The organism is Austwickia sp. TVS 96-490-7B, from assembly GCF_019331795.1.
GTDB lineage: Bacteria > Actinomycetota > Actinomycetes > Actinomycetales > Dermatophilaceae > Austwickia.
Map to the genome: position 1 here is coordinate 352,815 of NZ_JAHPZL010000007.1, position 20,279 is coordinate 373,093.

Genomic DNA, 20,279 nt, shown 5'->3' on the forward strand with positions numbered 1-20,279 from the left:
CAGGAGTGGGTCGACATGGCTCGCCGCGGAACGATGGAACGAGCCCGGCGATGGTGGCCGGACGGCGGGTGGCCGGTGGCGCGCGCGCGGCTGGTGGTGGGTGCACGTCGGGTAGGTTCGGCTTTGGTGGGGTTGGCGTTGGTGGCGGTGATGATCGGTAGCGGCTGGTCATCGTTGCGCATTGCGCAGGCTGGTTTCGGTCCCCACGACGTGCAGAGTTTGCTGACCGATCAGTTGCACCGGCTGGAGCCGTATACCAATTCGGCAGCTCCTGAGGTGGTGACGTCGCCCGACCCGAGATCAGCGCTGCTGGAGATGGCATTGACGGGACTGGCGACGAGCGGCGACGACAGCAGGCCTGCGGCGGTCAGATTGCCGCTGGTGCGGGCTTATCTGCAACGGTTTGATGAGCCAGACTTACGGACCAAGATCGGCGGCGCAATCACCCCCAACGGTGGGGTGTTCCTCCAGGCCTGGGGTCTGCTGTTGGCAGACGAAGTGGCCCGGCTGTCTGGCAGCCAGGAAGACCGGGACGCCGTACGGCGACGGGCGTTGCCCCTGCTGGCTGAGTTGCGTGCGGCACCCGGTGGGGTGCTGCGTTCGGGGCCTGGATTGATCTTCCCTGCAGACACTGTGGTCCTCGCAGGGGCGTTGCATCGTGCGGATGTAGTGGCCGGGGTGCCGGACGCCGGCACGGTCATTGCCGAGTGGGTACGGCGGATCGAGCCGTTGCGAGATCCGGGTACCAGGTTGTTGCCGCACCGATTGTCTGAGGACGGAAAGGTCGTCGACGGGCCTCGCGCGTCGTCTTCTGCTGTGACCCAGATTTTCTGGCCGTCGATAGATCAGGCGACATCGAGCCGGGATTGGGTGGCATTCGAGAACACCTTTCTGTGTCCGCGGCTGGGGCTGGTCGCCGTCTGTGAATATCCCGGAGGTGAAGACGGGATGGGGGAGCATGGGCCGTTGGTCGCGGGAGTCTCCCCAGCAGCGACACTGCTGACCTTTGTTGCGGCGCGTACCCATGGCAGCGCTGAATTAGCCGATCAGATCTCTCGAGAAGCCACCTTGGTCCTGGGGCCCGTGCTGGGTGAGGACGGAGACTCGTTGTCTCGTCAGCAGGCGTTGCATGAGGCGATGTTGGCGTGGGGGCGTGCGCTACCGGTCGGGGCGGAGCTGCCTGGAGTTGATGATCGGGACGCGGTGCCCTGGTTGGCGTGGTGTCTGGGAGCGTTGATTCCGGGCGTCTTAGCGTTGGGCGCGTTGACATGGCGTTTTGTCGGGCGGCGGCGTCGAGTTTCCGGACCGCTGGAGCTCGATGCGGTGCCTCCAGATTCTCCGAGCCCATGGGATTTTGGCGGTCATGGCCGTGAAAATCACACATTTGATGATTCATCATCACCACATGCCAGGAGATTGGAAGGTCCCACCCAGGGGATTCTCAGGCCCGGTTCCTAGAGTTTGGGATGTGGGAGACAGGGGTATGGCCCCGGCCGCGGGTGAGGCGGCCGGGGCCGCTTCTGTATCCGGGGGGATGCAGATCAAGCTGCGATGACATCTGTTTGTCACATTGCACGAAGATCGTTTTCACGAGTGAAACAACGATGTCCTTCTTGGGAAACTTGATGCCCTGATGGTGGGGGCATGACGATCGACTCCGGTGACACTGCATGGCTCTTGATGAGCTCGGCCATGGTCCTGCTGATGACGGTGGGGCTGTCCTTCTTCTACGGGGGGATGGTACGCAGCAAGAGCGTCTTGAACATGATGATGATGAGCTTCGGGTCGATGGCCACCGTAGGGGTGAGCTGGGTGCTGTGGGGTTTTGGCCTGGCGTTCGGTCCTTCGTGGGGAGGATTGGTGGGCGATCCGCGAGATTTGCTAGGGCTGGACGACTTGCTGAGTCCGAAGGCAATCTCTGGGACGGTCCCCGCGATGGCGTTTGTGTTGTTTCAAGCCGCTTTTGCGATCATCGCAGTGGCTTTGATCTCTGGGGCGATAGCTGATAGGGCAAAATTTTCAACCTGGATGGTGTTCACTGTGGTGTGGGCGACGGTGGTGTATTTTCCGGTCGCCCACTGGGTCTTTGCTTTTGATCGCCAGGATTTTTTAGGTCGCCCTATCCAAGGTGGATGGATCGCTAATTCAGTCCGAGCGATCGATTTTGCTGGTGGGACGGCCATTCATATCTGCGCGGGTGCCGGAGCATTGGCGTTGGTCTTTGTGGTCGGTAATCGGCATGGCTTCGGTTCAGATCCGATGCGTCCTCATAATCTGACGTTGGTCATGTTGGGTGCTGGGTTGTTGTGGTTCGGATGGTTTGGGTTTAACGCCGGGTCGGCGTTGGGAGCCGGCACGACGGCCGCGGTAGTCGCCGTGAATACCTTGGCGGCTTCCTCAGCGGCCTGTTGTGCCTGGCTAGTGGTGGAGCATGTGCGTGATGGGCGGGCCACGTCGCTGGGTGCGGCGTCTGGGGTGGTGAGTGGCTTGGTGTCCATCACTCCTGGCTGTCATGCGGTGACTCCCGTCGGTGCAGTTGCGATCGGGGCGCTGACGGGGGTGGCGTGTGCATCGACGGTGGGGCTTAAGCACCGATTCGGATACGACGACAGCTTGGATGTGGTGGGGGTGCACCTCATCGGCGGTCTGGTCGGCACGGTGTTGATCGGGTTCTTCGCTTCGGCGCATGCTCCTGCCGGAGTGGACGGGCTGCTTTACGGCGGGGGCTTTGATCAGTTGTGGCGTCAGGTGGTGGGGGCGCTGGTCGTCCTGGTAGTCGCCTTTGTGGCAACGTTACTGATCGGTTTTGCCTTGCATCGCCTGTGGGGTTTCCGGGTGGATCGGGAGGCTGAGTTGGAGGGTGTCGATGTGGTCCTCCACGCTGAATCGGCGTACGAGTTGAAGGTTTAGCCTCGACTTCCTCAGGGATCGTGTTGTCTTAAATTCTTGACGACAAGGGCCTGATCGTCCCATCATGGCGGCATGGATGACGGCGTCGTGGGCTCGGTGGACCGTGGCCCCGGGGCTGGTTCTCAGCGGGCGTTGCGCACCGCGAATACGCGTCGGGTGCTCTCGGCGTTGGCTGAGAACGGACCGATGACTCAGGCGGCGTTGAGTAGGGTCACCGGCTTGTCTACCGCGACGATTTCCAACATCGTGGCGAGCCTGCGGGATGAAGGGTCGGTGCTGACCAGCCCCACCACAGCGTCGGGGCGGCGTGCGGTCCTGGTGGAGTTGGGTGGGCCGTCCAGTGGGAAAGTGGCGGCAGGTATCGACATTGGTCGGCGACATCTGCGCATCATCCTGGCCACGTTGAGCAGGGATGTGGTGGCCGAGGAGGCAGTGTCCTTGCCGCCTCGCCACAGCGCGGAAGAGAGTATCGCTCGCGCAGATCAGCTGTTGTCGGTCCTCCTGCGGCGGGCGGGTCGACGGCGACAGGATGTCGTAGGGTGTGGTGTGGGGATCCCAGGCCCGATCGATGCTCGCACCGGTGAGATCGCGCACGGGATTATCTTGCCGACCTGGGTGGGTTTTCGGCCAGTAGATCGTCTCCGAGCGGCTTTAGGGTTGCCGGTGTTCTTGGACAATGACGCCAATCTTGGGGCTTTGGCTGAGGTCACGTGGGGTCCCTATGTGGATGTTGACCATTTGCTGTTCCTGAAAGTGGCTAGTGGTATCGGTTCTGGGCTGATCTTGTCCGGGCAGGTGTATCGCGGGGCGATGGGCATCACTGGGGAAATTGGGCATATCCCTGTCTCAGAACATGGTCAGGTCTGCCGATGTGGCAACCGAGGCTGTCTGGAGACAGTGGCCTCAACGGCCGTGATGCTGGAGGCCTTGGCTCGCACCGGTGTGGTCGAACCGGAGGCAGGAGTGGGGCGCCTAGTGGAGCTCGTGGACTCGGGAAACCCGGCTGCTGGTCGGGTTCTTGAGGATGCGGGGTTGGCCCTGGGGCAGGTCCTGGGGACGATGGCCAACATGTTAAATCCGTCGGTGGCAGTGATCGGCGGGCCGTTAGCGCCGTTGGGGGAGACCTTGCTGGCTCCGGTACGTCGGGGCTTGCGACGGTATGCCTCTCCCACAGTCAGTGTGGCCACCGAGGTAGTGGCCACTTCATTGGGTGAGCGCGCTGAGGCATTAGGGGCGTGTTCCTTGGTGTTCCAGCAGGCGCAAGAGGAGACCTGGTTGCCGGGTTCATCACTGATTTCGTTGTGATGAAACGACATTCATCTCTGGTGCGCAACGTTTTGTGTTAAGGACTTGACCCCAAGTCTGGGGGTAGTGTTCACTTCTTCAACGGGCAGGGTGGCTCGGAGCCGCCCTCCCGGTCGAAGGGAGTACGACGGCGTATGACAGCCCAGGACACCGGCGCGAGCCGAGACGCAAACCAGGGAATCATCCTGGAGATGCGGCGTATCACCAAGCGATTTCCAGGGGTGAAGGCGCTTGACGACGTCACGCTTACCGTACGTCGCGGCGAGGTCCATGCCATCTGCGGCGAGAACGGTGCCGGGAAATCGACCCTGATGAAGGTGCTTTCCGGTGTATGGCCGCATGGAAGCTACGACGGAAAAATCATCTTTGAAGGGGAAGAGGTTTCCTTCAAAGATATTCGCTCCAGCGAGCATGCCGGGATCGTCATCATTCACCAGGAATTGGCGTTGATCCCCGAACTCTCCATCGCCGAAAATATCTTCCTGGGGAATGAGACCACCTCGCGGGGGGCGATCGACTGGGTCGCCACCAACAACAAGGCCAAGGAACTCATGGCCAGAGTGGGTCTGCATGAAGATCCTGAGACTCCGGTCAAGAATATCGGCGTTGGCAAGCAGCAGCTGGTTGAGATTGCTAAGGCTTTCAGCAAAAACGTCAAGCTGTTGATTCTTGATGAGCCCACAGCGGCACTCAACGAGAGTGATTCGGCGCATCTGCTCGACCTGATCTCGGGGTTGCGCGACCGGGGTATGACCTCGATTATGATCAGCCACAAACTCAATGAGATTGCTCAAATCGCTGACTCGGTGACGATCATCCGGGACGGTCGATCCATCGAGACCCTGGATGTCCGTTCTGGAGAGGTCGACGAAGATCGCATCATCAAGGGAATGGTGGGTCGCCCACTGGAATCCCGATTCCCCGCGCACACCCCCTCGATTGGGGAGATCTTCTTTGAAGTGCGCGACTGGACGGTGGAGCATCCTTCCGTCCCAGGTCGGATGGTGTGCAAGAAGTCGAATTTCCATGTCCGGCGAGGCGAGATTGTCGGTTTTGCTGGGGTGATGGGAGCTGGTCGCACCGAACTCATGCGCTCGCTGTTCGGTCGAAGCTATGGAATCCATCATGGCGGTCAAATTCTGCTGAACGGACGCCCGGTAGCGTTGAAGAGCGTGGCTGACGCGATCGAGGCGGGAATTGGCTATGTCACTGAGGACCGCAAGGTGCTCGGTCTGAACTTGCTGGACGACATCAAGCGCACCACAGTTGCTGCCAAACTTCGCAAGATCACCCACGGCGTCGTGGTGTCGGACCGTGAGGAGTACGCCGCAGCAGAGGAATATCGGCGGGCCATGCGGACCAAGACGCCAAACGTGGACGAAGGCGTCGCCAAACTGTCTGGCGGAAACCAGCAGAAGGTCGTTCTGGCTAAATGGTTGTTCACCGATCCTGAACTGCTCATTCTTGATGAGCCGACTCGAGGTATCGACGTCGGCGCGAAGTATGAGATCTACGGCATCATCCAGAAGCTTGCCGACGAGGGTAAAGGCGTCATTGTGGTCTCCTCTGAGCTTCCGGAACTCCTCGGTCTATCTGACCGGATTTACACCATCTGTGAGGGCACCATCACTGGCTGCCTGGACAAGGCTGAGGCCACTCAGGAAAACCTGATGCGCCTCATGACTACCACTTCCAAACAGGCTGTGACCGCTGCGGCGGCCGACGCATCCCGGGCCGTCTGAGCCCCGCACAAGATAGCGAGCGAGAACACCCATGAATACCGTCAAGAAGATCTTCGGCGGAGACATACGCCAGTTCGGCATGGTGCTGGCCCTGGCGATCATCACGGCTTTCTTCGCGTGGATGACCAACGGGGTTGCCGTCAGTCCGCAGAACATCATCAACATCATCCAAGGCAACGCTTACATCTTGGTCCTCGCGATCGGCATGGTTTTTGTGATCATTGCCGGTCATATTGACCTCTCAGTCGGTTCGGTCGCCGCGGTGGTGGGGATCGTGGTGGCAAAGTCCATGAGCGACTGGGGGATGCCGTGGTACGTCGCGATCCTGCTAGGACTGCTCCTGGGCGTGCTGATCGGAGCCTGGCAGGGATGGTGGGTGGCCTACGTTGGGGTCCCCGGCTTCATCGTCACTCTTGCTGGATACATGATTTTCCGTGGCGCGAATCAGATGATTGGAAAATCATTGACCGTTGCCACTCCTAAAGAGTTCAACTTCATCGGCGACGGCTATCTTCCTGAGGTCGGTCCGAACACTGGTTTTAATAACCTCACGGTGTTGCTGGGAATCATTGTCTGCGCGGTGATCGTGAGTGGTGTGCTGCGCACTCGGTCGGCGCAGCGCAAGATCGGTGCTGACATGGAAAGCGTCGCGATCGTGGCCGTGCGGACGGTGCTCATCTGCGTGGCCATCATGGCGGTCATGCTGTTGATGGCCAGTGGTCGACGGGGGACGTCGTTGCCGATCTCCGGCATCATCCTTGGACTGCTGATCCTGCTGTATAGCTTCGTGGCCAACAAGACAGTCATCGGTCGGCATGTGTATGCGGTAGGTGGCAACCGCAACGCTGCCGAACTGTCCGGAGTCAAGAGCAAGCGAGTTTATTTCCTGGTCATGATGAATATGTCGGTGTTGGCGGCGCTGGCCGGGATGATGTTTGTCGCCCGATCCAATGCCTCTGGTCCGGCTGACGGTGTCGGCTGGGAACTTGACGCCATTGCCGCGGTCTTCATCGGTGGCGCCGCCGTCTCCGGAGGTGTCGGCACCGTGGTGGGCTCCATGATCGGTGGTCTGGTCATGGCAATGCTCAACAACGGTCTGCAGCTCATGGGGGTCGGCGCTGACGCGACGTACATCATCAAGGGGCTGGTCTTGCTTGTCGCTGTTGCTGTCGATGTGCTGAACAAGCAGCAGGGGCGCCCCTCGATTCTCGGATATCTGATGGCCAAGCGAGCCGCCACTCAGGCTGCGTCCGCTCCGGTGGCCGCCGCCAAGGTGCCTCAAGACACCGTGTGATCCTTCAGGGGAGCGAACCACCCCTTTCCCTTTCATCTCAGATGACTCATTCACCTCACGGTGCTCGTCCGATCGGCGTACGGTACGTCGGCGGGGGTTTCATTTCTTTCACATTCGTGATCTCACCAAGTTCCACCCACACAGAAAGTTGACCATCATGCGTCGGATCACCAAGATCGCCGTCGCGCTCACCGCTGTGAGCACGCTGGCCCTCACCGGTTGTGGTCGTTCGGATTCCGACAACGGTTCCGGATCCGGTTCCGCCTCAGGGTTCGCCGCCGACTCCTATATCGGAATTGCCCTGCCGCAGAAGACATCCGAGAACTGGTCCCTGGCTGAGCAGTTGTTCAAGGACGGCCTGTCAAAGGCTGGCTTTAAGAGCGACGTCCAGTTCGCCAACAACGGAGTCTCCGAACAGCAAAACCAGATCCAGACGATGATCACCAAGGGTGCCAAGGTGATCGTGATCGGTGCGGTCGACGGTGGGCAGTTGAGTAGCCAGGTCAAAGCTGCGCACGACGCTGGCGCGGTTGTCATCGCCTACGACCGGTTGATCCTGAACGCTCAGGACGTCGACTACTACGTCGCCTTCGACAACTTCAAGGTGGGGCAGCTCCAAGGGCAAGCCTTGCTGGACGGCATGCACGCCAAGAAAGAAAACGGTCCATACAACGTTGAGCTGTTCGCCGGATCAGCGGACGACTCCAACAGCAAGGTCTTCTTCGAAGGCGCGATGAGCGTCCTCAAGCCCAAGATCGACGATGGCACGCTGAAGATTGCTTCCGGTCAGAAGGACTTCAGCCAGGTCACCACCCAGGGGTGGAAGGCTGAAAACGCCCAGAAGCGCATGGACGCGCTGATGACCTCTAACTACAGCTCTGCCACCTTGGACGGGATCCTCTCACCCAACGACACCTTGGCCCGTGCGGCAATCACGTCAGTGAAGGCTGCCAACAAGCCGGTTCCAGTGGTGACCGGTCAGGACTCTGAAGTCGAGTCGGTCAAGTCGATCATGGCCGGGGAGCAGTACTCCACGATCAACAAGGACACCCGCAAGCTGGTGGAAGCAACGATGGACATGCTGACCTCCCTGCAGAAGGGCCAGAAGGCCAAGGTGACCGATGAGAAGCAGTACAACAACGGCGTCAAAGTCGTTCCGGCAAACCTGCTGGAGCCGGTCATTGTGACCAAGGCCAATGCCCGAGAGGCCTACTCCAACGACCCGACGCTGTCCAAGGTCGTGCAGTGACGTCGTACCGACCCGTGATCGGATGACCCGCGCCGCAGATCGATGTTGGTGATTCGACGTCGATCTGCGGACGGCTGTGAAGGGCCTTCGTCCCCCAAGGTGACGGAGGCCCTTTCTCGTCGTAGCCCGCAGATGCGCAGCAGCGCGCGGTATTCGTTAGCCTTGGCAGGTGTTCACCAGCCTGTCCGACCGTTTAGCGTCGACCTTCAAGAACCTCCGCAGCAAGGGCCGCGTCACCGAGCGGGACCTGAATGCGACCATTCGGGATATCCGTGTCGCGTTGCTCGACGCGGATGTGGCGTTGCCGGTCGTGCGCCAATTCACTCAAGCGGTCCGGGAACGTGCCCTGGGCGTGGAGGTGCATCAGGCGCTGAACCCCGGCCAGCAGGTCGTCAAGATCGTGCACGAGGAACTCGTCGCGGTACTGGGCGGGCAGACCAGAACGTTGCAGTTCGCTAAACGGCCTCCCACCGTCATCATGCTGGTTGGTCTGCAAGGTGCCGGTAAGACCACCCTCGCTGGGAAACTCGCCTACTGGCTCAAAGACCAGGGGCACACACCGCTGTTGGTTGCGGCGGACCTGCAGCGCCCCAATGCGGTCACGCAGCTTCAGGTCGTCGGTGAACGGGCCGGAGTTCCAGTTTTCGCTCCCGAACGAGGCAATGTCGCCGGCTACGACGCGGCAGTAGAGACCGGGTCCGGCACCAGAGGATATGGCGACCCGGTCGCGGTGGCCCGGTCAGGCGTAGACCAAGCCAGCCGTGACCACCATGATGTGGTCATCGTGGACACCGCAGGCCGGTTGGCTATCGATGCCGAGCTGATGCAGCAGGCCGCTGACATCAAAGACGCTGTTCAGCCCGATGAAATCCTGTTTGTCATCGACGCGATGATCGGTCAGGCCGCCGTCGATACGGCGACCGCCTTCCTCGACACCTTGGACTTCACCGGGGTGGTGCTCTCCAAGCTCGATGGTGACGCCCGTGGCGGTGCCGCTTTGTCTGTTGCGGGGGTGACCGGTCGCCCGATCATGTTCGCCTCGGTGGGTGAACAGACGAAGGACTTCGAGGTTTTCCATCCCGACCGGATGGCAAGTCGCATCCTGGATATGGGTGACGTCCTGACTCTGATCGAGCAAGCACAACGAGCTTTTGATCAGCGCCAACAGGACGAAATGGCACGGAAGTTCCTCGCTGACGAGGACTTCACCTTTGATGACTTCCTTGAGCAGATGAGTGCGGTCAAGAAGATGGGCTCGCTCAAGCAGCTTCTGGGCATGATGCCTGGGATGAACCAGTTGCGAGACCAACTCGACTCCTTGGATGAGCGCGAATTTGACCGTGTCGAAGCGATGGTGCGGTCCATGACGCCGTTCGAGCGGACCCACCCCAAACTCATCAATGGATCTCGGCGAGCCAGAATCGCCCGTGGTTCTGGAGTCGGGGTGAGCGAAGTCAACCAATTGCTGGAGCGATTCGCGGCAGCGCAGAAGATGATGCGTCAACTACGGCGAGGCGGCGGCATCCCAGGGATGCCCGGGATGCCGGGTCTTGGTGGGGGTTCGAAGGGCAAGAAACAACTCAAGAAAAAAGGCAAGTCCGGCAACCCTGCCAAACGTGCCGCTCAGGAGAAGGAGATGGCTGAGAAACAGTCGGCGGCTCGTGAGCAGGCGGCTAAGAGTGCCTTCGGTGCTCCAGGCAGCGCTCTGGGAGTTGGTGCGGCAGAAGCGACGTCTCCTTCCCATCAGGTGGGGTTTGATGCCAGCCAGCTGCCTCCGGGGTTTGACAAGTTCCTGAAAGGGTGACGCTTCAGCCTGTCCCCGCTGGGTTTTCCGGTGGTGTCCCGGCATCGGGGCACCACCCGTCCTGGGCACGCCCGATACCGCCGGTGCCGGTTCGTCCGCCACACCTGCACCCAGTGGATCATGCCCGACTGTGCGGGGTGCTGTGGGGGCAAGACCCGGGGCAGTTCGTCCCGCAACCTCAGGACTGGTGGCAGGCGGTGCCGGCGATCTACTCCGTGTTTAACGGCGAAATCTGGCACGGCATGGATCAGGACCCAGCGTTGGTGGCGCCGCGCTCCCAAATGTTGGCGGTGGCGTGGCGGGTCACCTCCCGGGCCACCATGCTCTCCGCCGTGTCGGACCTGTTGAGCCAGGGCCATCGGGGAGCATTTTCCCGGGAGCAAGCGGACTGGTCCGCGATGGATCCCTTGGAAGCTGCCCGGTTCGAGGCGGAACTCCTCACCTATGGCGAGAATTCCCGAGAGGAGCTGTGGCGTTTACGGCGGATGCGCGCTGATGATGAACGAGCGCGGTCGATAGATTTCACGGCGTGGGACATGGTGCGCCTGTCGATGCTGGCTCGTGCTGGGTTCGGAGTGGGCTATCTCAGCTGGCCGGAAGCTCAGGATGTGCAGATTCTCGCCGCCCATGAGATACGTCGACGGTTCGTGGGTTGGGCTGATCTGTACGACCATTTCCTTCGGGGACGTTGGTATTGGCAATCGGCGGGGGGAGCAGCTGGTTACGCCGATCTGGATCGGTGGCGATGGTGGGCGCAGGTCTGTTGTGCACCGGAGGTGGGGCCGCTGGCGTTGATCCCGTGGCAGCTAGAACTACCGCAAGCCTCAGGGGCGCTGGTGGCGGCTCTGGTGCAAGAAGACTTGATCGGTCCGTTAACGCCGGCGGAACTGGCCTTGGGAGTCACCTCATGGCGAGCCGACATCGAAGGGACGATTCGGCAATGGTGGGGTTTACCCACAGTGTTGGACAGCCTGGCAGGGGAGGCCCTGCTCCTGCTTGATGCGGATCTTTCTCCACCGGATCGGGTCATGGTGCCGGATCCGGCTCCGCCATCGCCCGCGGGATTGTTTCCGTTGCTGCAGGGGCCTTCCGGGGCGGAGGCTCCCCTGCCGTCGCCGGTACCGGGTGCGTCCTTCGACCTTGACGCTGGAGGCACCGTTTTCGATGCGGAGGTGCCGTGGCGACGACCGAGCCCGATGCTCCACCCGCCAGGGGCGGTCCCGCCGCGCGAACTCTGGTTGATGGCGTTGTCAGCACCGTATTGCGAAGCCGCAGTGATGTATCACGATGTTTTCGAGCTGGCGCTGATGCCCTACGACGGTCCCACCCAGGAACGCATTGATCGCTTGATCGCTGATGAGGGGACTGACCTGGTGGGGGCCATGACCCGGATTGAACAGTACGGGCTGCGAGGATTGCTGGCTCCGCTGCATCACTACCTGATGGGGATCGCGGCGCAGGGACGTCAACCCTCATCGGCGGAGCTTAAGGCAGTCGCGGATACCACCGCCGATCCGGCGATGACCTGGGCTCGTCTGGAACGGATGGCCTCCGATTGGCCTCGGTTCCGTCGTGTCACCGGTCTCGCGGTGGATCTTGCGGCGCACGGCTATCTGTGTCGGTTGGCTTCGGCAGGTGGTCTGCTATCGCCAGGGGAAGCACGAGATCGGCTCACCAGATTCGCCGGGGCGGCTCACGGCCGATATCAGGGGTGGGCCGACTACGCCGACGACTGGGCGGGCGCTGCACATTTGCGAGATGCCGGTGCATCGATGATCTCGACGCGAGCTGTGGTCCGCTCTCTCCTTTCTCCCGGGGGGCCGTGGCATCAGATACCTTGGCATGGTGGTCAGCACTGACCGGTCGTGAGTGGCTCTGATCGTCACTTCAGATGCAGCCTGTGGCCGCTGCCCGGTGAGCATGCTCGGTGAGCTGTGCTGTTCATCCCGGACAGCGGCCCGAATCTGACAGTGACAGCTACGTGCAGGTGGTCTCACCGTCCTGGCCCACGGTGCATTGGTCGGTCACCGCACGCCGTCGTACGTCGTCGGGGACCTTGTCGACCACGGTCTGGCTGACAGCCCGACTTGACATGACTGTGCCGGCCGGTGGGCCGGTGCTGCTCATCGGCTGGGTTAAAACTTCACGTTCCCCTAGGACCTGACCGTTGTCCGGGTCGATGATCAGTTCCTGTCGGAAACCACCTGAGGTTTCGGTGCGGCCGATTCCCACACCGCGGCGGCCGTCCAAGGTGACAGCTTCACTGGTGATGGCCACTCCAGGTACGGTCCTCAGGACCTTGAATAACGAAGTTCGCAGATCCGCAGGAACTCGCCCTGAGCGCAGGACATCGGCGGCCAACACCAGCACTTCGCCGTCGGTGGATGGTCCGTGGCCGTGCGCATCCTGATACATCCGTTCCCGCAATGCCGTGGTGTCACGGGGCAGGTCGGATAGCCACGGTGCGGTGGGTGTCTGCCAGCTGCCTTTCAGGTGGTTGGGCGTCAGGGTGGAGGTGCGGACCGATTCGGTGTTGTTGCCGAATGACGGGGGAGGGGGAGGCGGCGTCGTCGATCCGGCGATCAGGGTCGGCTGGCTCAGCTTGCGGGACACCACGTACGTCGGTCGAGAACCATCAACGGCGACATATTCCACCCGCTCATAGGTCATCTGCCAGACCTGGGCATTGGCTTCCCCATTGTCCTGGGTCGCCGTCGTCACCTCCACGTTCCGTATCCGAAAATACTGGGATCCGCGCGCTGGCGGATCAGTGGCGTTGAGGGCAGCTTTATCCAAGACAGCGGCCACCGCCGGCAGCGCTGTCTCGACCTGGCCGACTCCGGGCAGATCGATGAGTGAGGGGATAGCGCCGATCGCGAGGACTGTAGCAGCCAGCGCCATGCTGATTCGGGCCCGTCGGCCAGCCAATGACCACCGACGCCTGGTTGGTCCGACGGCATCAACTGGCAGGTCCGTACCGGCAGTCTCGGTCCGTTCCTGTCGCGCCGCCGCAAGAATGCGGGCGACGTCATCCACGTTGTACGGCGGGACCGCCTGAGCAGGATCTGCTGCCCGCACCTGTTCGTCGAGTGTTGTCATGAGGGCTCCTTCACGGTGGTCGCCGTCCAGCGCGGACGATCTGGGCCCGCTGTGGCTAGTGTTTCCATGACGACAGCGGCCCGACGGCGGGCCCGGTGCAGACGCACTCGGGCGGTAGTGGTGCTGCACCCCAGGACTAACGCAATCTCTCGAGGAGCCAGCTCTTCCCAGACGCTCAACCGCAGTATTTCGCCGTCAGCAGGTGATAGTGCGCGGAACATCGCGGCGACTGACCCATCGATCACCAGATCTGCCGGGTCGGTTGCCTGGTTCTGGGGAAGTGCGCCGATCCGGGTAGCCAAGGTGTTCCGCCGGGCACCGCTGCGTTGGGCGTGCAGCACGTGGTTTGCTGCGGCGCGGTAAAGCCAAGGCACCCCTGGTGCGGGCTCCCGGCCTCTGGCCTGCCACGCGGAGGCAAAGGTTTCTGCCACGATGTCATCGACCTGGTCAGGGGGTACTCGTCGGGCGGCGAACCTGCGGACCTGATGGTGGGTGGTGCGGAAGAGCTCATCGAACCATGCATGCTGGTCCGCACCCCCGGGAACGTCGTTCATGTCTCCTCATTCCCGGTACGCCGCGGATCGTTACCGATGGGTGGACCATGTCCTCGAAGATCTCGTGACGGGGGTCGCCAGGACACCAGGGTTGGTGAAGGGTCACTGCGAGAAACGGGACACTTCCCGATCCAGTCCGGCCGCTAAATCGGACAAACCACCCGGCCCGACCACCGTTGCCGTCATCTCCGCAACTCTGGTGTCGATGCCTTCGATCGTGGTGGAGAGCGCTTCGATGGTGGCGACGGCCTCTTGGACAGCCGACTGGGTCGCTTCGACCTGGGTGGCGATATCGGTGGAAGAAGAAGTGGTTTCTTGGGCAAGGTCTTTGACCTCGCTGGCAACAACAGCAAATCCTTTGCCACTTTCTCCGGCGCGAGCAGCTTCAATCGTGGCGTTGAGGGCGAGCAGCCGGGTTTGGTCGGCCACTCCGGCGATGATCGTCAGGGCCCGTCTGATTTCTTGGCTGGCTTGTTCTAGGGAACGCACGGTGTCCATCGCAGCGACAGCCTGAGCCACTGCGGCCCGTGCGGCGTGGCCGAGTTCTCCCGCGGAGTCAGCCACGTGACCAGACGCGGTGGCGACTTTCCCGGCGACGTCCACGGTGGCGGCGATGATCGTGCTGCGGGCGGCTTCCTGGTCGGTGACCCGCTGCCCAACAGCCAGGATCCGGTCGCGGGCCAGGTTGACTTGTTTGGCGCCATCACCGAACCCTCCGCGCATCCCAGTCAGCAAGATCCTCCGGTAGGCGTGTCCCTCGGCAGCTTCGTGGAGGCAGGCCTGGGATTCGCGCATATAGGCGTCGGTCATGTCGAGGAGTAGGTTCAACGAGTTGCCGATCTCTTCGGCTCGGCCGCTGGTCCGTCGGATATCCACTCGGACTTCCAGGTCGCCATCCGCGGCATGTCGGATCACAGTCGCGAGGTGATCCATGCCGACATCGGGGCAGGACGGGGACGGTACCTCTCGTCCTCTGTTGCGACGTCTCATCTCAGCGTCCCTCTTGTCCCAGGTCGATCAGTGACCATACGAAAGTGTCATAGGTCATGCCTTGGGCTGCTAGCTGGGCGAGCCACAGCTGCAGCGCTGCAGTGGCCGCGTCGGGAGGATGCGCGTGTCGGCTTTCCTCCTGCAACAGTGGCTGGTAGGCCTCGGCGGCGCGGGCGATGCTGTCCCGGTGCGGGCAGCGCCGGTTGGAGTGGTATCCCACCAATCGGTGCTGGCTGTCGTACGACGGAGTGACATGGGCTAACACCCAGTAGTGGTCGCCGTTCTGGGCGAGGTTGTTGATGAACGCAAACACTTCACGGCCTTCGCCGAGACGTTCCCACAGCAGCCGGAAAACGGCTCGCGGCATGTGCGGATGCCGGATGAGGTTGTGAGGCCGCCCGATGACGTCATCAACGTCGTATCCGGAGATGCGCAAGAAGACGTCGTTGGCGTACGTCATCCGTCCTTGCGGGTCGGTCTTAGAGACGATGAGTTCATCCGGGGCGAAAGTGCGTTCGCGGCCCGTGGGGGTCACTGTCACATGTCCTCCGGGTGAGGGGAGCCGGTCGTGTCCATCAGGACCAGTCGGCCTCTCGACGTGGCAACTGAGCAGATCGCCGCAGATCTGACCGGGAAAACAGAGATCGAGTGACCGTCTCAATCGATAGAGAATCCCCAGGGCGCTGGGATGTCAGGGTAGGTTCGGCGCCATGACTGCTCCTGTGCTGCACGTCTCCGGACGAGTCATGGTGTCCGCCGACGAGATCCGCGACGACATGTGGGTCGTCGACGGCAAGATCACCTTTGAGCCGCCGCCCGCTTCGGTCGAGGTAGAGACCGTCCGAGGCTATGTGATCCCAGGAATGGTCGACGCGCACTGCCATATCGGTTTGGAAAGTCATGGGGCTGTGGACCAGGACAGGGCGCTAGAACATGCGCTGGTGGAGCGGGATGCAGGAGCCTTGCTGATCCGTGATGCCGGGAGTCCCGCCGACACTCGATGGCTCCAAGACCGCGACGATCTGCCCCGGATCATTCGGGCTGGCCGCCATATCGCCCGGACTAAGCGGTATATCCCGAATTTCGCACACGAGGTAGAACCCGAAGCACTCGTTGACCAGGTACGCACAGAGGCCCGCGCCGGTGACGGCTGGGTCAAGCTCGTGGGGGACTGGATTGACCGGGACCGCGGTGATCTGGGGACCTGCTGGCCGGTAGAGGTCCTCACCGCAGCGATCACAGCAGCCCACGCCGAGGGGGCCCGCGTGACCGCGCACTGTTTTGGGGAACAGTCTCTGCGGGACTTCGCCGCAGCCGGTGTCGACTGCATCGAGCATGCGACTGGACTGGTTCCCGACACGGTCGAGACCTTCGCGGCACAACGCATTGCCATCGTGCCCACCCTGGTCAACATCGACAATTTCCCGACGTACGCCGAAGCTGGACGACGGAAATTCCCCAGCTATGCAGCGCACATGTTGGATCTGCACCGCCGCAGATATGACACCATCAACGCTGCCCACGAGGCAGGGGTCGCGATCTATTGCGGGACAGATGCGGGTGGACAGCTGCCGCACGGCCTGGTCGCTCACGAGGTGCTGGAGTTATCTCGCACTCGCATGGGACCAGCCGGTGCGCTCGCGGCGGCGACGTGGGCGGCCCGTGCCTGGTTGGGGTGGGCCGGGTTGGATGAGGGGGCTGAGGCGGATTTCTTGGTGTACCTGGACGATCCGTTACGGGATCTGCGGATCTTGACCCGGCCGCACCGTACGGTATTGCGAGGCCGACTGGTGCGCTGAACGGGAGGTGGTTGAGGTGGTTGACCCTGCATGTCGTGGTGCTGTCCGGGTGTCTCCGGTGCCGGAGGTATTGCCGCCGTTGACCGCGTGGGGGCATCGAGTGTGGGTAGGACCGGTGCGCCAGCAGGATGTAGAGCCCTACCGGCGTGCCGTGCTCCGGTCCCGAGACCGGGTGTCTCGATGGAATCCGGTGGACCCTAGTGATCTGGAACGCCATCTGCGGTATCAGTCGAGTAGCCATCGCACATTCATGATTCATGCGAGGGAACCGACGGCTGACCATGACATCGTCGGCCGAATCAATGTCACCAACGTGCTGCGAGGCAGGTCCTCGGGCGCCGCGATGGGATACGACGCGTACGATCCGTACGCCGGGAACGGGCTGTTCGCGGAGGGGCTCCGCTTGGTGGTGGATCTGGTGTTGACCGCTGAGCCCACCGGGATGGGGCTGCATCGTCTCGAAGCATCAGTCCAGCCGGGCAATGTCCGCTCAGCAGGCGTGCTGCGATCCTTGGGTTTTCGTCGACGGGGGTTATGGCCCCGGTATCTATGGTTGCCGGATGAGCAGGGGCGGCATCAGTGGCGTGACCATGTGCTGTACGGCATCACTGCTGAGGACTGGCCGGTGCCCGCTTTTGACCTGCCGATGATGGGACAGCCGGTGGTGGTGCTGGCCTGGTCGGAGGGGTCGCCAGGGCGGGGCACCCGATTGGCCCGGGAGTTGTCGGTGCCATTGATCTCGGCTCAGATGGTTTCCGCGTTGGGGGCAGAGGGTATGGCGGACTTGCTGGGGTCGGCTCCTGGTGCGGTGATCGAACCGCCAGAACCGCAGTGGGGTTGGCAGGGGGTGGTCGCCGCGGCCGGACTGGATCCCCGGTCGGTGGTCGTGGTGGATGCCGCCACCAGTTCCACGGTGGACCAGCCACGAGTGGCGTGTGCTGTGGCTTTGCAGGCCCACCGGGTGGCGGGCGGATGGGATGCCGAGCGGGGGTAACCGTCAGGGCCGCTCAGGTCTGGCCGGTGAGGCCTCCAACGCTCGGACCTGTTCGGTCAGTGACCGTGCGAGTGGTGTTAAGCCGGTGGCGCCGTCAATGCGGTCGGCCAAGGCCCCAATCTGAGTGTCGATCTCCCGGATGGCGTGGGTGATGCCGGAAATGGCCACAGCCGCACGTCGAGCAGCTTCTTGCGCCGTACGGACCTGGACGTCGATCTCGCCAGAGGATTCGGAGGTCTCATTGGCGAGATTTTTGACTTCGCTCGCGACGACCGCGAAACCCTTACCGCTCTCTCCGGCCCGGGCAGCTTCGATGGTGGCGTTGAGCGCGAGGAGGCGTGTTTGACCAGCGACGGAGGCAATGACCCGAACGGCAGCTTCAATCTCTTGACTGGCCCGCTCGAGTTCATTGACGGTATCGAGGGCCTCGCCAGCGTCGGTGACGGCTCGGTTTGCTGTTTCGGCCAGCGCGGAGGCAGCAGCTCCCAGGTCAAGTGCGACGGAATTGAGTTGGTCGGATACCGCGCTGACCCCGGTGGCGACATGAGAGCGCTCCCGGTCACGGGCGGCCATGACCTTCTCGTGACCGACCATCGCGTCACGGGCGCTGTTGATGGCGCGGGCTCCGTCAGCAAACTGACCTGGCATTCCTCGCAATAGCACGACTCGATAGAGCCGTCCTTGGGCGGACGCTTCTAAACATGCTTGGGTCTCTCGGGTGAAGGCTTCCAAGAGATCCATCGTCGCGTTGAGGTGGCGCGCCAACGATTTCACCCGAGTGGGGGCGTTCAGGGAGACGATGCGCGCGTCGAGGTCACCTGAGGCGATCCGGCTGAGGACGAGGTCGATCTGATTGAGGGCCGCGTCGAGTTGCGCTGCATTGTCCGTGACTGCCTCGCTACCGGATGCCGTACGACGGCGGCGGCGCCACCATCCGGGGGAGGAGGCTGAAGTCCTGGTCACGAGACGCCTCGAAGTTCGGGGGAAGTGCGGTGGATGAGGTCCCAGACAAATTCGTCATAGCTGACACCTTTGTCGGCGAGGATCGCGGCGACCACGTTGAGGCTGGCCGCGGCGGCGTCAGCTCGGTTGTGGTGGCGGTGTTCCTCCTCGCGCATCAGGTCGTAGACGGTGTCGATCTCAGCGACTGCGGCTCGGTCGGGGCTTCTTCTGCTGCTGTGGTAGCCGACGATCCGCCCGGTCCGGTCGACGGTGGGGGTGACGTGAGCCAAGACCCAGTAATACGAACCGTCTTTGGCCATGTTTTTGACGTACGCGAAGATCTCTTGCCCTGCGCTGATGGTGTCCCACAGCAATTTGAAGACGCCCCCGGGAAAATCGGGGTGCCGGATGATGTTGTGTGGGGCGCCAATCAGATGTTCTTCGGGGTAGCCGCAGACGCGGATGAATACGTCATTGGCGTAGGTGATCACGCCTTTGGTGTCGGTCTTGCTGACAATGATTTCGTCGACGCCAAAGGTGACTTCACGATTGAGGGGCGTTGGCCGGGTGGCTGGGAGGGATCGCACAGGTTCGCCCCGTTTCAGTGGAGGTGCGGGCTGTGCGTTCCAGTCGGCAGCTGTCGAATAGAGCTGAGGGATGAGGAAGTTAGCGTCTGGGCGTGTGGTGATGGCGAGCTCAGTGTCGGTGGTCTGGCACAATGGATGGCTGTACCCGCCCGGCCGGCGCCTTGCGTCGCCGGGGTCTCGGGCGCCTACACCCCGAGTCGCGGCACCCCGGCCGAATCCGTGCCGGTCTGGCCGCGCTCACGAAACAGAACGAGGAGACCACTGTCGTGGCCGTCAAGATTCGCCTGAAGCGCATGGGTAAGATCCGTGCACCGTTCTACCGCGTCGTCGTCATGGACTCCCGCACCAAGCGGGATGGTCGGGCGATCGAGGAGATCGGCAAGTACCACCCCACCGCCGAGCCGAGCGTCATTGACATTGACAGCGAGCGCGTCCAGTACTGGCTGGGTGTGGGTGCGCAGCCCACCGAGCAGGTTGAGGCGTTGCTGAAGGTCACCGGTGACTGGCAGAAGTTCAAGGGCATTGACGGCGCCGAGGGCACCCTGAAGCTCCAGCCGACTAAGCCCAGCAAGAAGGACCTGTACGAGGCAGCCATGGCTGCTGCTGGCAAGGCTGACGAAGACTACGAGAAGAACGGCGCGACGACGGCCAAGAAGAAGGCCGCCAAGGCTGAGAAGTCCGACGAGGCCGCCCCCGCTGAGGCTGCTGAGCAGAGCGAGGCCTGATCGTGCTCGAGGAAGCCCTCGAGCACCTGGTCAAGGGCATCGTCGAGCATGATGATGATGTCGTTGTGCGGCATCGTGAGCTGCGTCGCGGTGAGGTCCTCGAGGTGCGGGTGCACCCAGACGACCTCGGACGGGTCATCGGCCGTTCCGGCCGGACCGCCAGCGCGCTGCGTACCGTCATGACCGCTCTCGCGGGTGGGCGTACCGTGCGTGTTGACATCGTCGACACTGATCGGATGCGTTGATCCGCAGCTCTCTCGATCACCGGCGGGGGCACGACATGAT

General features: G+C 62.3%; 18 protein-coding genes. 12 read left to right on the top strand and 6 right to left on the bottom strand.

Translation table 11 applies throughout. The features are described from left to right. Positions 1-15 precede the first annotated feature (15 nt). From KEM60_RS09760 to KEM60_RS09795, 8 genes are all read left to right on the top strand, one after another. Positions 16-1,458 carry a hypothetical protein gene (locus KEM60_RS09760; RefSeq protein ID WP_219107313.1) on the top strand — a complete coding sequence of 481 codons (1,443 nt, stop codon included), beginning with the start codon at positions 16-18 and terminating at the stop codon, positions 1,456-1,458. Positions 1,459-1,644: 186 nt separating this feature from the next. Next, positions 1,645-2,910: an ammonium transporter gene (locus tag KEM60_RS09765; RefSeq protein WP_219107314.1), complete on the top strand. Its 1,266-nt coding sequence runs from the start codon at positions 1,645-1,647 to the stop codon at positions 2,908-2,910. A gap of 72 nt (positions 2,911-2,982) precedes the next feature. Next, complete coding sequence (locus tag KEM60_RS09770) at positions 2,983-4,215, top strand: ROK family transcriptional regulator (protein ID WP_219107315.1); 1,233 nt, start codon at positions 2,983-2,985, stop codon at positions 4,213-4,215. A gap of 134 nt (positions 4,216-4,349) precedes the next feature. Continuing rightward, positions 4,350-5,957, top strand: coding sequence for a multiple monosaccharide ABC transporter ATP-binding protein (gene mmsA / locus KEM60_RS09775; RefSeq protein WP_219107316.1), 1,608 nt, complete (start codon positions 4,350-4,352; stop codon positions 5,955-5,957). A gap of 31 nt (positions 5,958-5,988) precedes the next feature. Further along, a complete protein-coding gene (gene mmsB, locus KEM60_RS09780) occupies positions 5,989-7,251 on the top strand; it encodes a multiple monosaccharide ABC transporter permease (protein WP_219107317.1) in 1,263 nt (420 codons plus the stop codon). Positions 7,252-7,408: 157 nt separating this feature from the next. Beyond that, complete coding sequence (locus KEM60_RS09785) at positions 7,409-8,500, top strand: sugar-binding protein (RefSeq protein ID WP_219107318.1); 1,092 nt, start codon at positions 7,409-7,411, stop codon at positions 8,498-8,500. A 169-nt stretch (positions 8,501-8,669) separates the two neighbouring features. Continuing rightward, positions 8,670-10,304 (top strand): signal recognition particle protein, encoded by a 1,635-nt coding sequence (gene ffh / locus KEM60_RS09790; protein WP_219107319.1) that lies wholly within the window; start codon positions 8,670-8,672, stop codon positions 10,302-10,304. Next, on the top strand, positions 10,301-12,163 hold the full coding sequence (locus tag KEM60_RS09795) for a YbeU/YbeR family protein (RefSeq protein WP_219107320.1): 1,863 nt from the start codon (positions 10,301-10,303) through the stop codon (positions 12,161-12,163). The genes ffh and KEM60_RS09795 overlap by 4 nt, the downstream gene beginning before the upstream one ends. Before the next feature lie 118 nt (positions 12,164-12,281). On the opposite strand, the gene KEM60_RS09800 is transcribed toward KEM60_RS09795, so the two are convergent. From KEM60_RS09800 to KEM60_RS09815, 4 genes are all read right to left on the bottom strand, one after another. Then, entirely contained in the window at positions 12,282-13,403 is a 1,122-nt protein-coding gene (locus tag KEM60_RS09800; protein ID WP_219107321.1) for a CU044_5270 family protein, read from the bottom strand. Continuing rightward, positions 13,400-13,957 (bottom strand): RNA polymerase sigma factor, encoded by a 558-nt coding sequence (locus KEM60_RS09805; RefSeq protein WP_219107322.1) that lies wholly within the window; start codon positions 13,955-13,957, stop codon positions 13,400-13,402. Before KEM60_RS09805 ends, KEM60_RS09800 begins: the two co-directional genes overlap by 4 nt. 102 nt (positions 13,958-14,059) lie before the next feature. Further along, positions 14,060-14,890: a methyl-accepting chemotaxis protein gene (locus KEM60_RS09810; protein ID WP_255574454.1), complete on the bottom strand. Its 831-nt coding sequence runs from the start codon at positions 14,888-14,890 to the stop codon at positions 14,060-14,062. A gap of 58 nt (positions 14,891-14,948) precedes the next feature. Continuing rightward, entirely contained in the window at positions 14,949-15,488 is a 540-nt protein-coding gene (locus KEM60_RS09815) for a PAS domain-containing protein (protein WP_219107326.1), read from the bottom strand. Between the two features lie 169 nt (positions 15,489-15,657). On the opposite strand from KEM60_RS09815, the gene KEM60_RS09820 reads away from it, so the two are divergent. Both KEM60_RS09820 and KEM60_RS09825 read left to right on the top strand, forming a co-directional pair. Further along, positions 15,658-16,746, top strand: a complete 1,089-nt coding sequence (locus tag KEM60_RS09820) for an amidohydrolase family protein (RefSeq protein WP_219107328.1) — start codon at positions 15,658-15,660, stop codon at positions 16,744-16,746. A 16-nt stretch (positions 16,747-16,762) separates the two neighbouring features. Beyond that, positions 16,763-17,740 carry a GNAT family N-acetyltransferase gene (locus KEM60_RS09825; RefSeq protein WP_255574456.1) on the top strand — a complete coding sequence of 326 codons (978 nt, stop codon included), beginning with the start codon at positions 16,763-16,765 and terminating at the stop codon, positions 17,738-17,740. A gap of 3 nt (positions 17,741-17,743) precedes the next feature. Here KEM60_RS09825 and KEM60_RS09830 read toward each other — a convergent pair whose 3' ends face one another. Beyond that, complete coding sequence (locus tag KEM60_RS09830; RefSeq protein ID WP_255574458.1) at positions 17,744-18,703, bottom strand: methyl-accepting chemotaxis protein; 960 nt, start codon at positions 18,701-18,703, stop codon at positions 17,744-17,746. Beyond that, the gene (locus KEM60_RS09835; protein WP_219107330.1) at positions 18,700-19,269 is read right to left on the bottom strand and encodes a PAS domain-containing protein; all 570 of its coding nucleotides are present in this window, start codon (positions 19,267-19,269) and stop codon (positions 18,700-18,702) included. Before KEM60_RS09835 ends, KEM60_RS09830 begins: the two co-directional genes overlap by 4 nt. A 266-nt stretch (positions 19,270-19,535) precedes the next feature. On the opposite strand from KEM60_RS09835, the gene rpsP reads away from it, so the two are divergent. Next, complete coding sequence (gene rpsP, locus KEM60_RS09840) at positions 19,536-19,994, top strand: 30S ribosomal protein S16 (protein WP_219107331.1); 459 nt, start codon at positions 19,536-19,538, stop codon at positions 19,992-19,994. A gap of 2 nt (positions 19,995-19,996) precedes the next feature. After that, a complete protein-coding gene (locus KEM60_RS09845) occupies positions 19,997-20,239 on the top strand; it encodes an RNA-binding protein (protein ID WP_219107332.1) in 243 nt (80 codons plus the stop codon). Positions 20,240-20,279 lie beyond the last annotated feature (40 nt).